This is a genomic window from Mycolicibacterium mageritense (assembly GCF_010727475.1).
Lineage (GTDB): Bacteria > Actinomycetota > Actinomycetes > Mycobacteriales > Mycobacteriaceae > Mycobacterium > Mycobacterium mageritense.
Map to the genome: position 1 here is coordinate 3,679,142 of NZ_AP022567.1, position 15,031 is coordinate 3,694,172.

A 15,031-nucleotide genomic window follows, 5' to 3' on the forward strand; every position below is an offset into this window, starting at 1 on the left:
ACGCTACGGGTCGGCCCGCAGCCCTGGCCACCAGATCCGCGGGCCGATCAGCGTGAACAGCGCCGGGATGATCACGGTGCGGACCACGAACGTGTCCAGCAGGATGCCCAACCCTACGATGATGCCCAACTGCGTCAACACGATCAGCGGCAGCACACCCAGCACGCAGAACACCGCGGCCAGCACCACGCCCGCACAGGTGATGACGGCGCCGGTCGCCGAGACGGCCCGCACGATGCCCTGCCGCGTGCCGTGTTCAGGGGTCTCCTCGCGGGCCCTGGTCAACAGGAAGATCGTGTAGTCCACGCCGAGCGCCACCAGGAACAGAAAGGCGAACAGCGGAGTGCTGTTGTCCAGTGCGGGAAATCCGAACACGTGCACGCCGGCCCAGCCGCCGAGGCCGAGCGCGGCCAGCGCGCTGAGCACCGTGACGGCCACCAGCAGCACGGGTGCAAGCGCCGACCGGAGCAGCACATAGAGCACCGCGAGCACCACGGCCAGGATGGCCGGGATCACCACCGTCCGGTCGCGCTGCGCCGCGGCTGCGGCGTCGCGCGCCTGTGCGTCGGGTCCGCCCACCAGCGCACTGCGGTCGGCGGTGCGTATCGAATCACGCAGCGCATCAACGATTTCGAAGGATTCCGCGGAGGCCGGTGCGGCTTTGAGCACCACCGAGAACTGGCTCAACCCGGTCGGTGACTCACCGGCCGAGGTGGCCGACACCACGCCCGCGGTGTCGGTGATGGCGCGTTGCACGCCCGCCGCTTTGGCGCTCGACGCGATGACCGTGGTCGGGTTGGTCAGGCCGCTCGGGAAGTGCGCGGCCAGCGTTTGATAGCCCGTCACCGATTCGGCCTGCACGCGGAACTGTTCGGTCTGCGACAAGCCGATCGGCGTCGCCGCCAGGCCCGTGCACAGCAGCGCCAACACGGCCACGGACCCGATGGTGACGCGGCCCGGGCGCCGGGCCACGGCGTCGGCGATCCGGTGCCAGACACCGTTGTCGGTCAACGCTTGTGCACCGGGCTTCGGGATGAACGGCCAGAACAACCGCGTGCCGCACAGCGCCAGCAGCGGCGGCAGCACCACGAGCACGAAGATCGCCGCGACGATCAGGCCCGCCGCAGCCTGGACCCCGAGGCTGCGGTTGCTCGGCGCCGTGGCGAACAGCAGGGTCAGCAGGGCCAGCACCACCGTGGCGTTGCTCGCCACGATCGCCGGACCGGCCGCACGCAATGCGATCTGAAGGGCCTCGCGGTGCTGTCCGGTCCGGCCCAGTTCTTCCCGGTAACGCGAAATGAGCAGCAGCGCATAGTTGGTGCCCGCGCCGAACACCAGCACACTGGTGATGCCCGCGGTCGATCCGTCCGGGCTGAGGCCGAGCCCCGATGCCGCCGCGGTGCCGACGACGGCGCCGACGCGGTCGGCGAATCCGATCACCAACAGCGGCACGAGCCACAGCACGGGCGAGCGATAGGTGACGATCAGCAGCAGCGCCACCACGGTCGCGGTGACCGCCAGCAGCGTGATGTTGGCTCCGGCAAAGGAATTGGCGATGTCGGCACCGAATGCGGGGCCTCCCGTGACCTCGGCACGCAGCCCGGCGGGCAGGCTTTGGGCGGCCGCACCGCGCAACCCCTGCACTGCGTCGTCGAGCGCAAAACCGGAAAGGCCCGTGTCGACCGGCACGGTGGCCAGCGCCGCCTTGCCGTCGTCGGACACCAACACGGGCGGGCCTGCCTCGTCGGTCATGCGTTGGCGCGCTTCGACTGTCGCGTCGATGTCGGCCGCGCTCAGTTCGGTGCCGTCGGCCCTGGTCACAACCAGGATCGCGGGCGCGCGGTCACCGCCGGGGAACTCGGACCGCAGCGCCTCGGCCCGTGCGGATTCCGCACCGGGCGGAACCGCGACGGGGGACCGGGAACCCGAGTCGTCACTGCCCAGCAACGCCAACAGCGCGCCCGAGACCACCACGACCAGCGCCGCGAGCCACGCCAAGCGCCTAATCACGGTTCAAGGTCGCTTCTTCCAGGTCGAGTCCGTGAAGCACAGTGCGCAGCACCTCGTCGTCGATGTGGCCCGCGTCACGCTCAGCGATGAATGTCTCGCGTTCGGCGGCAAGCATTTCCAGTCGCAGCCTACGGAACGCCGACGTCGGGCTCTCCCCGATGTCCTCGTCGTCGCGGCCGAGCCGTTCCCACGCGGCGTTGCGGCGCCGGGTGTTCCACGCGCGCAACACGTCCGCCGCGCGCTCGGGTACGTCGCCGCCGGCCGGTTGCTCGGCGAGCAGCTCGTCGAGCCGTTCGGCCGCGGCCCTGGCCGCCTTGTCCTGCGCGGCCGCGGTCGCGATCGCGTCGCTGTGGGCCTCGTTGCCCTGGGCCCCGAGCACGCGGATGAACCACGGCAGCGTCAGCCCGTGCAGCAGCAGGGTGCCGACCACGACCACGAACGTCAGGAACACCAGCTGCGGCCGCCCGGGGAAAATGTCCCCGGAAAGCGTCGTCGCGGGCACCGCAAAGGCCGCCGCGAGCGAAACCACGCCCCGCATACCGGCCCACGCAACTATGAACACCTGGGCTCGCGTCGGTTCCTCGTCCCGAGCGCGGGTCTTGGGGAACAGCAACCGCGGCACGTACGCGAACGCGTACACCCAGATCACGCGGACCGCGATCACGGCCGTGAGCACCGCGGCCGACGAGATCGCGAGCGTGGCCGCCGAGATGCCGTGCAGCTCGCGCACCACCTTGGGCAGCTGCAGGCCGATCAACAGGAACGCGAACGATTCCAGCACCAGCTGCAGCGCCTTCCACACGGCCTTGTCCTGCAGCCGGGTCGCGTAGCTCGCGTGGGTCTCGCGCTGGCCCAGCAGCAGTGCCGCGACCACGACAGCGATCACGCCCGAACCGTGGATCTCCTCGGCCACCAGGTAGATGAAGAACGGCGCGACCAGGCCGACGGCGCTCTCGACAAGCGGATCGTCGAGCCGCGTGCGGATGAAGTCGGTGATCATGCCGATGACGCCGCCGACCACCACGCCGCCGACCGCGGCCAGCGCGAACGTGCCCAGCGCGGTGTTCCACGTCGCGGCCGTGCCGATGGCCGCCGCGAGCGCGACCTTGTACGCCGTCAACGCGGTCGCGTCGTTGAGCAGGCTCTCCCCGCCGAGCAGGGTCATGGTGCGCCGCGGCAACCCAAGGCGTCTGCCGATCGCGGTGGCAGACACCGCGTCGGGCGGGGCCACGATGGCCCCGAGGGTCAGGGCCGCGGCGATGGTCAACTCCGGGACCGTGTGGAACGCCACGATGCCCACCACGAACGTCGTGGCGAGCGGCAGTCCGACCGCGAGCATGCCGATGGTGCGGAAGTTGCGGCGCAGCGCCACGTAGCTGCTCTCCAGCCCGGCCGACCACAGCAGGGGAGGAAGGATGACGAACAGCACGAGCTTGGGCTCGAGATGGACGTCGTCGAATCCTGGGATCGCGCTGCCTGCCAGCCCGGCGACCACAAGGGCCAGCGGCGCCGAGACGTCGCAGCGGCGGGCTATGGCGGCCAGCAGCACCGACGCCACCAGCGCGGCCAGCAATGAGGCTCCCACGTCGTCAGACCTCCTTCCGTGCCTATCCTTGATCAACATGTTGAGGAGATCACGCCGGCGCGAGCAGGACTCGCCGCCCGCGACCTGTGAACACCTCGCCGCCGAAGTCCCCGAGCCGCAGCCGATCACCCCGGGGCGGTGCCAGGAGTGCGAGGAACTCGGCGAGAGTAGCTGGGCGCACCTGCGGATGTGCATGACGTGCGGCCACGTCGGCTGTTGCGACTCGAGTCCCCACCAACATGCCCACAAGCACTTCGAGCACAGCGGCCATCCGGTGATGCGCTCGGCGGAGCCCGGCGAGAGTTGGCGGTGGTGTTATATCGACCTTCGTGTCGGTTGACGATCTGGCAGGCTTGGGGGCGCGATGAGTGAATCGATTGAGGACGCCGTGCAGGACACCGAGGACGGTGACGCCGAGCGGGACGCGGGGGCCGACGGGGCCGGTGCGGTGACCGAGACCGCGCCCGGTGCGGAAACCGCCGACGAGGCCGTCGACGACGGCAGTGAGGTGACCGGCGACCAACCTGCTGATGCGCAATCCGCAGCCGAGGCCGTCGAAGAACCGGCCCGACCGGAGGCGGCGCCCGCGGATCCCCGGCCGACCGTGCTGCTGCTCGGTTCGGGTGAACTGAGCCGCGAGCTGGCACTGGCCTTCCAGCGGCTCGGCGCCGTCGTCGTGGCGGTCGACCGGTACGACGCTCCGGCGCACCGGGTCGCCGACCGGTCGGCGGTGATCAAGATGAACGACGCCGAGGAACTCACTGCCCTCATCGAGCGCGAAAAACCGCAGTACGTGGTGGCCGAATCCGGCGTCATCGCGGCCGACGCGCTGATCGCGGTGGCGCAGGGCGGCGTGGTCGACGTGCTGCCGACACCCCGCAGCATCCGGCTCAGCCAGGATCGTGAGGGCCTGCGCCGGCTGGCCTCCGACGAACTCGGCCTGCCGACCGTGCCGTTCTGGTTCGCCGGATCGGTCGAAGAACTCACGGCAGTGGCCGAGCACGCGGGCTACCCGCTCGTGGTCAAGCCGACCGTGGGGGCACTGCGCGACGGCGAGTCGGTGCTACTGCGTCCCGACGACATCGAGCCCGCGTGGCAACGCGCGATCGCCGCGGGCCGCATCCCGCACAACCGGGTGCTGGCCGAATCGGTGGTCGAGGTCGACCACGAGGTCACGCTGCTGGCCATCCGCACCACCGGACCCGCGGGGCCTGCCGTGCAGTTCTGCGAACCGATCGGGCATCGGCTCACCAACGGGGAGATCCTCGAAGCGTGGCAGCCCCAGCAGCTGCCGCCTGCCGCGCTGGACGCCGCGAAGTCGATCACCGCGCGCATCGTCAACTCGCTGGGCGGACGCGGGGTGTTCGCCGTCGAGCTGCTGGTACACGGTGACGACGTGTATTTCTCCGATGTCCGGATCCGGCCGCACGACAGCGGACTGGTGACGCTGCGGTCACAGCGGCTGACCGAGTTCGAGCTGCACGCCAGGGCCATCCTCGGGCTCGCGGTCGACACGATCATGATCTCGCCCGCGGCGGCCGAACTCACCTACGGCGGCACCGTGGCGGAACCCGGCGGGAACGCTGAGCCGCACGTCGGCGCGGTGCTCTCGGAAGCGCTCGCCACCTCGGAGAGCGACGTGCTGCTGTTCGCCGGTGCCGACGACTCCGACGACCGGCGGCGCCTCGGCCTCGCGCTGGCCACGGCCCCCGATGTGATCGTCGCGCGGGACCGGGCCCGCCGCGTGGGCACTGCGCTGCGCAAACTCTGGCAGTCATGAGCGACGACACCGACCAGCCGGCGGCCGACCGGCCCACCATGACCCCGTTCCTGGGGGCACTGGCCATCATTGTGCTCGTCGTGATCGGCATCTGGGTGTCGAGCCTGTTCCGCGGTGACGGGTTGTCGGAGGATCAGCGCGTCGGCCGGGCCGCGGTGGGCCAGAACGACGCCATGCAGCGCGAGAACTTCCGCGAGTTCGCCGATTACACGTGCCGTGAACAGCAGGGCACGGAAGCCGATTTCCTCGCCCGGCAACGTGATTCGGTGGCCAAGAACGGCGCCCGCTACGTCGACGACATCACCGGGGTGCGCATCGACGGTGACCGGGCGACGGGCACCGTGGTGTACCACTTCGAGAAGACGCCCGACACCAAAGTCGATGCCGAGACCACGTTCGTGCGTGAGGACGGCCAATGGCGGGTGTGCTCGGGTGTGGAAGACTCACGGCCGTGAGCTATGCAGGAGACATCACGCCTGAGGAGGCCTGGAAACTTCTGAGTGAAGACCCCGAGGCGGTGCTGGTGGACTGTCGCACCGAGGCCGAGTGGCGGTTCGTCGGAGTGCCGGACCTGACGTCGTTGCAGCGCGACGTCGTGTACATCGAGTGGAACCGCACCGACGGCAGCCACAACGACGGTTTCGTCGACGATCTCCGATCGGCCGGCATCACGCCCGGTGAGAGGCCGGTGGTCTTCCTGTGTCGCTCCGGCAATCGTTCGATCGGCGCTGCGGAGGCCGCGACCAGCGCGGGCATCGGCCCGTCGTACAACATGCTCGACGGCTTCGAGGGCAATCTCGACGAGCACCGGCACCGCGGCGCCACTGGTTGGAAGGCCGTCGGCCTGCCATGGAAACAGAGCTAGGGGCAATCGTGAGCTCACCAGAAACACCGTCCGTCCGGATCCCGGCGGCATTGCCCGACGGCGTCGGCCAGGCCACCATCGGCGTGCGCGGCGGCTTGCTGCGGTCCGGGTTCGAGGAGACCGCCGAGGGCCTGTTCCTGACGTCCGGGTACGTCTACGAGTCGGCGGCGGCCGCGGAGAAGGCGTTCACCGGTGAGATCGACCGCTACGTCTACTCCCGTTACGGCAACCCGACCATCTCGATGTTCGAGGAGCGGCTGCGGCTGATCGAGGACGCCCCGGCATGTTTCGCGACCGCGACCGGAATGGCCGCGGTGTTCACGTCGCTGGGCGCGCTGCTGGGTGCCGGGGATCGGCTGGTGGCCGCACGCAGCCTTTTCGGTTCGTGCTTCGTGGTGTGCAACGAGATCCTGCCGCGCTGGGGTGTCGAGACCGTGTTCGTCGATGGCGACGACCTCTCGCAGTGGGAGGAAGCCCTCTCGGTGCCCACGCAGGCGGTGTTCTTCGAGACGCCGTCCAACCCGATGCAGTCGCTCGTCGACATCGCCGCGGTGTCCGAGCTGGCCCACGCTGCCGGCGCAAAGGTGGTGTTGGACAACGTCTTCGCCACCCCGTTGCTGCAGCAGGGCATGCCGCTGGGCGCCGATGTGGTGGTGTATTCGGGCACCAAACACATCGACGGGCAGGGCCGCGTGCTGGGCGGGGCCATCCTGGGCGACAAGGAATACATCGACGGCCCGGTGCAGAAGCTCATGCGCCACACGGGCCCGGCCATCAGCGCGTTCAACGCCTGGACGCTGCTGAAAGGTCTTGAGACGCTTGCGGTCCGGGTGGACTACTCGAACCGCTCGGCGCAGGCGGTTGCCGAGTTCCTGGAGGTCAAGGCAGGCGTGAACTGGGTGAAATACCCGTTCCTGGAATCACATCCGCAGTTCGACCTGGCCAAGCGGCAGATGCGCGGCGGCGGCACCGTCGTCACCTTCGAACTGGATGGCGGCAAGGACCGCGCGTTCGAGGTGCTCGACAAGCTGCGCGTCATCGACATCTCCAACAACCTCGGTGACGCAAAGACACTCGTGACCCACCCGGCCACCACGACCCACCGGGCCATGGGGCCCGAGGGCCGCGCGGCCATCGGTCTCGGCGATGGCGTGGTGCGCATCTCCGTCGGCCTGGAAGGCACCGAGGACCTCATCGCCGACCTCGACCAGGCGTTGAGCTGAGGCGTGTCCAAGCAGAGCGACGCCAAGAAGGCCCGCCGCAAGAAGCGGCAGGCCGCCAAGGATGCGCGCTGGGTGCCGCAGGAGATGGTCGAGCAGCTGGCCGACATCCCGGACAGCATCGTCGCCGACCTGGCCGAGTTCGACGAGCGAATCACCGAGCGCGGGTGGACTTTTGACGAGGACGAGTCCGACGACGACTACGCGATCTGGTTCTACGAGCCCTCCGGCGCCGAGGTGTCCGACGGCCTGCCGGTGACCTCGCTGTGGCTCGACGCGGCCGAGGACGGCGAGATCGTGCGCATCGTGTTCGTCGGCAGCACCGAACGCTACGAGTTCACGCACGACGAGCTCGTCGACCATCTCGACACCATCGAGGCCTACCGCGCCGGTCAGCCGCTGCCCACCTTCTAGCGTTCTAGCGCGAGCAGTCGTGAAAGTACCCCGGTAACGGCGTTCTCGGGTACCCGCGCGTCTGCTCGCCGGGGATAGCCTTGCGGCATGACCGAGGTGACGCTGCGGCAGCTGCGGTACTTCGCCGTGCTGGGCGAGGAGCTGAACTACCGCAGGGCCGCCGAGCGTCTGTTCATCACGCAGCCCGCGTTGTCGACCGCGATCAAGCAGCTCGAGCAGGCCTTCGGTGTCGTGCTGCTCAACCGCAACACGCGCGAAGTGGCGCTGACCGATCTGGGTGCCGCGTGGCTGCCGCAGGTGCAGCAGGCGCTCAGCGGAATCGACGCGGTGGTCGAGAATCTCGTCACGCTGTCGGGCACCCGCCAGGGCCGGTTGCGGTTCGGCTACCTGATCGGAACCGGGGCCGATCTGGTGTTCCGGATCGTGCGCCACTTCGAGACGGCCTATCCGGACGTGAGCGTCGAGCCCATCGAGTTCGATTTCCGTGATCCAACCGCGGGACTGGCCGACGGGCGCACCGAGGTCGCGTTGATTCGCCCGCCCGTCGATCTGCCCGAGCACCGGATGCTGATCCTCGACTCCGAATCGTGGGTCGCGTGCCTGCCCCGCGACCATCGGCTCGCGGGCCGCAGCGAGGTCGAGATCGCCGAACTGCTCGACGACCCCATCGTGTGCGCGCCGCTGACCGCTGGTTCGTGGCGGGATTACTGGATGGCGATGGACGTCCGCGGGAACCGGCCACCGACCATCGCCGCGGTCGCCGCGACCTACGAAGCCGAGACGACGGCCATCGCGCGTGGGCTCGGCATCAGCTTCACCACGGCATCGGTGTCGCGGTTCTACGACCGTCCCGGCATCGTCTACGTGCCCATCACCGACCGCCCGCCGAGTCACGTCGCGCTCGCCTGGCCCCCCGGTGCGCTGAGCCCGCAGGCGGACGCGTTGATCAGGCATGTGCGGGAGCAGTGGAATTTCGGCGACTTCGGCGACGGCGGCCCGCTGCCCGCCGTCCAGCAGTGATAAATCGGCTTTATCAGCAGATCAAATTATCGAACTTCCGATGACCGTCCGGTGGCGCTTTCCTTACATCAACCGATTCTGGCTTACGTCTGACCTGGAGTGATCATGACCGATGCATTGCGCGGCGGGGCGCCACCCACTCATTCGCCCAACCCGGATGTCACCCTGAGCACCGAGGATGCCAAGCTCGCCCAATTCGGATACACCCAGAAGCTGGACCGCTCGGTCGGCACGCTGGCGTCGTTCGCGATCGGCTTCGCGACCATCAGCGCCACCACCGCGGTGTTCACCGGATTCGGCGCGGGCTACTTCACCGCGGGCGGGCCCTTCGTCTGGACGCTGCTGCTGGCGGGCGCGGTGTTCGCGCTGTGGGCGTTCATCGCGGCGGATCTGACCGCCAAGATCCCGCTCGCCGGCTACTCGTACCAGTGGATCAGCCGGATCAACGGCCCGAGCCTCGGCTGGTTCACCGGGTTCATCGCGCTGATGGGCTGGGTCTGCGGGATGACCGGCGTCGGGTTCATCCTGTCCGGCTACCTCGGCGGGCTGTTCGGCTGGAACATGAGCCAGAGCGAACAGATCCTGGTGGCCATCGGCGTGGTGCTCCTGTGCGTGTTGATCAACATCTACGGCGTGCGGTTCGCGACCATGGTCAACAACATCGGCGTGAGCCTGGAGCTCGTGATCACCGTCGGCGCAACCGCACTCGTCGCGATCATCGCGTTCTCGGCGCCCGAGAACCACCAGCCGATCTCGGTGTTGTTCACGGGCGGTGAGGCCGGGGACAAGGATTCGTATCTGCTGGCCTGGCTGGCGGCCGCGCTCGGGCCCTTCTTCGGGCTGATCGGCGTCGAGTCCGGTGCCGATGTCGCCGAGGAGACCAAGGACGCCCGGCGCGTGGTGCCCAAGACCATGTTCTACGCGCTGGTCACCTCGATCGTGATCGAGTTGCTGATGTACATCGTCTACGTGCTGGCGATCCGCGATGTCGCCGCGGTCGAGGCCAATGCGGCCGCGCCGATCGAAGAGATCATCAACCAGCAGGCCGGTCCGGTGGTCACCAAAGTCGTTGTGGCCGTGGCACTGACGAACATCCTGGCCTGCCTGCTGGCGAACATCCTGGTGGCCACCCGGTTGACGTACTCGATGGCGCGGGACAACATGCTGCCGTTCTCGTCTGTGTGGCGCCACGTGTCGCCTGCGAGTAAGACACCCACCTACGCGGTGCTGGGCCTCGGTTGCCTGTCGGCGCTGCTGCTGTTGTCGGCCCTGGTCAACGAGGAAGCGTTCAACTACATCATCGGCATCGCGTCGCTGCTGTTCTTCTTCGTCTACATCCTGCAGACCATCGGGCTGCTGATCGGATACCGCCAGGGCACCATCCCGCCGGCCGAGCCCGGCACGTTCGACCTCGGCCGATTCCGGTTGCCGCTCTACGTCACCGCACTCGTGGTGTTCGGCGCGGTCGCCGTCACGCTGCTCTTCCTGCCCCAGTTCACCAACAACAAGTGGGTGCTCCTCGGAGTGGTTGCGCTGGCGGCGATTTGGTGGGCCACCGGGCTCAAGGCCCGGCTGCGCTCAGGCGATGCCGGATCCGACTACGCCAAGACACACAACTGATCACCGTTTGACCCTGCGGTCACGGCGCGGAGCACTCGCACTTTCGCGCCGTGGCGGCAGAGCCAACCCGAAACAGAAGGAAAACCCAATGACCGTCACAGAAACCGGCACCAGCAATCTCGTCGCAGTCGAGCCCGGCGCCATCCGCGAGGACACCCCGCCCGGCTCGGTGATCCAGTACAGCGACTACGAACTCGACACCACAAGCCCGTTCGCGGGCGGTGTGGCCTGGATCGAGGGCGAGTACCTGCCTGCCGAAGAAGCCAAGATCTCGATCTTCGACACCGGATTCGGCCACTCCGACCTGACCTACACCGTCGCACATGTGTGGCACGGCAACATCTTCCGGCTCGGCGACCACCTCGACCGGCTGCTCGACGGCGCACGCAAGCTGCGCCTTGACGCCGGCTACTCCAAGGACGAGCTGGCTGCCATCACCAAGAAGTGCGTGTCGCTGTCGCAGCTGCGGGAATCGTTCGTGAACCTGACCATCACACGTGGTTACGGAAAACGCAAGGGCGAGAAGGACTTGGCCAAGCTCACGCACCAGGTCTACATCTACGCCATCCCGTACCTGTGGGCGTTCCCGCCGTACGAGCAGATCTTCGGCACCACCGCGATCGTGCCGCGCCACGTCCGTCGCGCGGGGCGCAACACCGTCGACCCGACCATCAAGAACTACCAGTGGGGTGACCTCACCGCGGCGAGCTTCGAGGCCAAGGACCGCGGCGCCCGCACCGCGATCCTGATGGACGCCGACAACTGCGTCGCCGAAGGCCCGGGCTTCAACGTCGTCGTGGTCAAGGACGGCAAGCTGGCGTCACCATCGCGAAATGCGTTGCCGGGCATCACCCGTAAGACTGTGTTCGAGATCGCCGACCAGATGGGCATCGAGGCCACGCTGCGTGACGTGACGAGTCACGAGCTCTACGACGCGGACGAGCTCATGGCCGTCACCACGGCAGGCGGCGTCACCCCGATCAACTCGCTCGACGGTGAGGCGATCGGCAACGGTGAGCCCGGCCCGTTGACGGTCGCGATCCGTGACCGGTTCTGGGCGCTGATGGACGAACCCTCTCCCTTGATCGAGCCCATCCCCTACTAGCGCGAGCAGACGCTTGGGTACCCGGGAATGCGCATTCCCGGGTACCGCCACGTCTGCTCGGCAGAGAAAGTCAGCTCTCGATGACACCCTGGGCGGCCTGCGCGCGGTCTTCGTAGCTCTTGCGCTTGGCCGAGTCGAACTCGAGGAACACGGTGTCCAGGCCGAGTTTCTTGTTGAGCCAACGCCGCCCGCGCGGCGGCAGCATCTGGGCGGCCTGTGCGGTGAAGCGCAGCGGCGGCGGCACCGACACATGGGTCTTGGGCTTGTCGAGCGTCTTGACGACGGCAGCGGCGATGTCCTCCGGTTCGACGGGCTTGATCGCGCCGCTCGACTTGGTGCCCGCGATGAGCTCGGTGTTGGTGAACGGTGGCATGATCACCGAAACGTTCACTCCGTGCGGGGCCATCTCGTCGGCCAGGGCGGTGGACAGCCCGACGACTGCGTACTTGGCGCCGACGTAGACCACCTGACCCGGCAGCGGGATCAGTCCCGACAACGACGCGATGTTGATGACGTGGCCGCTGTGGCGCTTGACCATCTCCGGCAGCGCGAGCTGACACCCGGTCAGCACGCCGTACACGTTGACCTCGATCGATGACCGGATCGACTGCTCGGTCTGCTCGAGGAACGGGCCGATCGGCATCACACCGGCGTTGTTGATGAGCACGTCGATGTGGCCGCCGCCGTCGGTGCGGGCCTTGTCGAGGAAGGTCGCGAAGGACTCCCGGTCGGTGACGTCGAGGGGGTAGCCCGACACCTGGCCGAGCTTGGTCAACTCGACGACCGCCGACTCCTGCAGCGCCACGTCCCGGTCACCGATCACGACCCGGGCGCCGCGGGCCAGCAGGGCCTTGGCGGTGGCGTAACCAATACCGCGAGCGGCGCCGGTGATCGCGATGGTCTTGCCCCTGATGTTGTCCATGGCGGCGAACTTTACACGTGTCAAGTTTTGGAGGGAAGAGGCGGCTGTTTGTCCTGTGCGGCCGACACCCGCGTCGGATTCTGTGGTCCGCGGCCAGTGTGTTCGCACGGTACGACCCTTAGTTTTCGTCTGATGACGCCGATGCGCCGGATGAGCGGTTCCGCCGTCCACGACCTGGTGACCTGCGCCCGCGAGGATCTCGCTCAGGTGGTCGACGACGCGTGCACGGCCATCCGCGGGCAGCTCGAGTTCTACCGGCACGGCGACGCAGTTCCGGTCGACGATCTCAAGCAGTCCGTCGCGCTCAATCTCGGTGCTCTGCTCGACGCGCTCGTCGACCCCGACGCAACGTCGCACGTCGGCGCCGCCGAGGAGACCGGGCGGACGCGCGCGCGTCAGCGGGCGCCGCTGCCCGAGGTGCTGCAGGCCTTCCGGATCGCCAACACCACGCTCTGGGACGGCTTGGCCGGGCGAGTCCGTGGGGCCGTCGACCCGCGGTCGCTCAGCGCGCTCGCCGAGGTGGCCAACGTGCTGTGGCACCGGGCCGACGCACAGGCCCGGGCGCTCACCGATTCCTATCGCGACGCGACCGCCGAACTCGTGGCCGCGCATGAGCGCAGGCGGGCGGCGTTGGTCGACGCGTTGTTCAGCGGGCACATCGTGCTCAACTCGGGTCCGTGGGAGATCGGCAAGATGCTGGGGCTGTCCCTCGACGGCAGTCTCGTGGTGGCCGTCGTCGAAACCTCGGGGACGCCGCAGGACGGCAGGGCCGCGGTCGAGAAGCGGCTGGCGGAGCACGGCATCGTCTCCGCGTGGTATGTGAACACGACGCTGTACGCGGGCGTCGTCTCGCTGCGTGAGGATCAGCACGGGTTGATGCTGCGGATGCTCCGGGAGGCGGGGGTCACGCGGGCCGGGCTCAGCCCCGTGTATCGATCGTTGGCCGACACCCCTCGGGCATTCCACCTCGCGCGTACCGCACTGGCCGAGATACCCGCGGGTGACGCCGCCATCCGTGAGTTCAGTTCGAGCCCGCTGGCGGGACTCGTCGCGCGTGACCCGGACGAGGGGCGCCGCATGGCCCAGGATGTGCTGGGCGCGGTGCTTGACCTGCCCGCGGAAGACCGGCAGGGCCTGCTGGAGACGTTGCGCGTGTACTTCGACGAAGGCGGGTCGACCGAACGGACTGCGCGCACGCTGCACTGTCACCCGAACACAGTGCGGTACCGGTTGCACCGCATCACCGAACTGACCGGCCGATCGCTCAACGAGCCGCGAACCCTTGCCGAGCTGGTGACGGCGACCTATGCGCTGGGCTCGCACGACGACAACGGTCGGCGGGGCGGCGTGGGGCCCCGGCGGTCGACGGGCTAGCTGGTGGCCCGAAAATGACGGTTCACCACATACTTTGGGCCCGGTGCCCTAGGGTTGAGGTCGAGCACCTGCCACCTGATCGGGAATCCCATGGGGCATAAGGGAAAGAAGAAGCAGAAGAAGTCGCAGCCGGCTGCCGACGAGTCGCTGAACCTGCTCGGCGCCCTAGGCCAGTTGGCCTTGGGCGCAACACGAAACGCCAATCCCGCCGGAAAACACCGGCTCGACTTGACCGACAATCCGCTCGGTGCGATGACGGATGCGCTCAACGACGTCGCGAGCGTGCTGCGGGGCGATGGACTCCAGGAGAAGACGGTGGCAGACAACGACGCCGGCAAGCCGACCGAACCGACGGTAAAACCGCTTGGCGCGCTTGGCATTCTCGGCAACGCCGTGGGCATCCCGAACAATCCGGTCACCGACGCGGTGGACACCGCGGCCAACCTCGCGATGCGGCCCGTGCTCGGTGCCGGGCGGCTGGCGGCTGCGCCCGTCGCGGGCGTCACCGAGGCACTCGGACGCGTGCTCGGCACCCAGGGGTCAGCGGAATCGGCTGCGGCCCTGCGTAAACGCGGGAATGCGCTGATCCGCATCTCGTACCAGCCGGATTACCAGCGACGCGACATGCATCCGTCGTTCCTGCGGATCATCGACGAGTTGTTGCCCGACGAGGCCCGTATCCTGCGCTTCATGGCCGTTGCAGGCACCCAGCCGGTGATCGACGTGCGGACCAAGACGCTGTTCCAGATCGGCTCGGTGCTGCTGGTCAGTGGTATCACCATGGTGGCCCAGATGGCCGGCTGCCACTGGCCCGATCGTGATCATCACTACTTCGCCAACCTGCACCGGCTCGGGTTGCTGAACTTCTCGCGCGAACCGGTCGACGACTACCGTCGGTACGCGCTGCTGGAGGTTCAGCCCGCCGCGGTGGAGGCCATCGAGAGCGTGCCCAAGGCGGTCACGGTCTTTCGCAGTCTGCGCCTGACGCCGTTCGGTGAGCAGTTCATCGAGGTGTGCTTCGACACCGAGGGGTATCACGCGGGCGGTTGGGACACCGACGGGCGGCAGGACAAGATCATCGGCAAGGGTCCGCCCGCGCTGCGGCACAAGGGCTGA

The 15,031-nt window shown here is 68.1% G+C and carries 14 protein-coding genes; 11 read left to right on the top strand and 3 right to left on the bottom strand.

Going from position 1 to position 15,031, the window contains the following annotated elements:
- Positions 1-3: 3 nt before the first annotated feature.
- Both G6N67_RS17635 and G6N67_RS17640 read right to left on the bottom strand, forming a co-directional pair.
- Positions 4-2,010, bottom strand: coding sequence for an MMPL family transporter (locus tag G6N67_RS17635; RefSeq protein WP_036429919.1), 2,007 nt, complete (start codon positions 2,008-2,010; stop codon positions 4-6).
- On the bottom strand, positions 2,003-3,595 hold the full coding sequence (locus G6N67_RS17640; protein ID WP_036429917.1) for a Na+/H+ antiporter: 1,593 nt from the start codon (positions 3,593-3,595) through the stop codon (positions 2,003-2,005). The genes G6N67_RS17635 and G6N67_RS17640 overlap by 8 nt, the downstream gene beginning before the upstream one ends.
- A gap of 37 nt (positions 3,596-3,632) precedes the next feature.
- On the opposite strand from G6N67_RS17640, the gene G6N67_RS17645 reads away from it, so the two are divergent.
- The 9 genes from G6N67_RS17645 (at position 3,633) to G6N67_RS17685 (ending at position 11,619) form a co-directional block, all read left to right on the top strand.
- Positions 3,633-3,935: a UBP-type zinc finger domain-containing protein gene (locus tag G6N67_RS17645; protein WP_036434736.1), complete on the top strand. Its 303-nt coding sequence runs from the start codon at positions 3,633-3,635 to the stop codon at positions 3,933-3,935.
- Between the two features lie 24 nt (positions 3,936-3,959).
- A complete protein-coding gene (purT, locus tag G6N67_RS17650; protein WP_081812441.1) occupies positions 3,960-5,375 on the top strand; it encodes a formate-dependent phosphoribosylglycinamide formyltransferase in 1,416 nt (471 codons plus the stop codon).
- On the top strand, positions 5,372-5,830 hold the full coding sequence (locus tag G6N67_RS17655) for an Rv0361 family membrane protein (protein WP_036429915.1): 459 nt from the start codon (positions 5,372-5,374) through the stop codon (positions 5,828-5,830). Before purT ends, G6N67_RS17655 begins: the two co-directional genes overlap by 4 nt.
- Positions 5,827-6,240 (top strand): rhodanese-like domain-containing protein, encoded by a 414-nt coding sequence (locus G6N67_RS17660; protein WP_036429913.1) that lies wholly within the window; start codon positions 5,827-5,829, stop codon positions 6,238-6,240. Before G6N67_RS17655 ends, G6N67_RS17660 begins: the two co-directional genes overlap by 4 nt.
- A complete protein-coding gene (locus G6N67_RS17665; RefSeq protein ID WP_036429911.1) occupies positions 6,225-7,463 on the top strand; it encodes an O-succinylhomoserine sulfhydrylase in 1,239 nt (412 codons plus the stop codon). The genes G6N67_RS17660 and G6N67_RS17665 overlap by 16 nt, the downstream gene beginning before the upstream one ends.
- Positions 7,464-7,466: 3 nt before the next feature.
- Complete coding sequence (locus G6N67_RS17670; RefSeq protein WP_036429909.1) at positions 7,467-7,874, top strand: hypothetical protein; 408 nt, start codon at positions 7,467-7,469, stop codon at positions 7,872-7,874.
- A gap of 87 nt (positions 7,875-7,961) precedes the next feature.
- Complete coding sequence (locus tag G6N67_RS17675) at positions 7,962-8,894, top strand: LysR family transcriptional regulator (RefSeq protein WP_036429907.1); 933 nt, start codon at positions 7,962-7,964, stop codon at positions 8,892-8,894.
- A 105-nt stretch (positions 8,895-8,999) separates the two neighbouring features.
- The gene (locus G6N67_RS17680; protein WP_036434732.1) at positions 9,000-10,514 is read left to right on the top strand and encodes an APC family permease; all 1,515 of its coding nucleotides are present in this window, start codon (positions 9,000-9,002) and stop codon (positions 10,512-10,514) included.
- 88 nt (positions 10,515-10,602) lie between these two features.
- The gene (locus tag G6N67_RS17685; protein ID WP_051578526.1) at positions 10,603-11,619 is read left to right on the top strand and encodes an aminotransferase class IV; all 1,017 of its coding nucleotides are present in this window, start codon (positions 10,603-10,605) and stop codon (positions 11,617-11,619) included.
- Between the two features lie 70 nt (positions 11,620-11,689).
- Here the strand turns inward: G6N67_RS17685 and G6N67_RS17690 are convergent, their stop codons facing one another.
- On the bottom strand, positions 11,690-12,541 hold the full coding sequence (locus G6N67_RS17690; protein ID WP_036429906.1) for an SDR family oxidoreductase: 852 nt from the start codon (positions 12,539-12,541) through the stop codon (positions 11,690-11,692).
- A 132-nt stretch (positions 12,542-12,673) separates the two neighbouring features.
- Here G6N67_RS17690 and G6N67_RS17695 point away from each other — a divergent pair, with 132 nt between their 5' ends.
- Positions 12,674-13,915, top strand: coding sequence for a PucR family transcriptional regulator (locus G6N67_RS17695; RefSeq protein WP_220101422.1), 1,242 nt, complete (start codon positions 12,674-12,676; stop codon positions 13,913-13,915).
- A 90-nt stretch (positions 13,916-14,005) separates the two neighbouring features.
- Positions 14,006-15,031: an Abi-alpha family protein gene (locus G6N67_RS39270; protein WP_051578525.1), complete on the top strand. Its 1,026-nt coding sequence runs from the start codon at positions 14,006-14,008 to the stop codon at positions 15,029-15,031.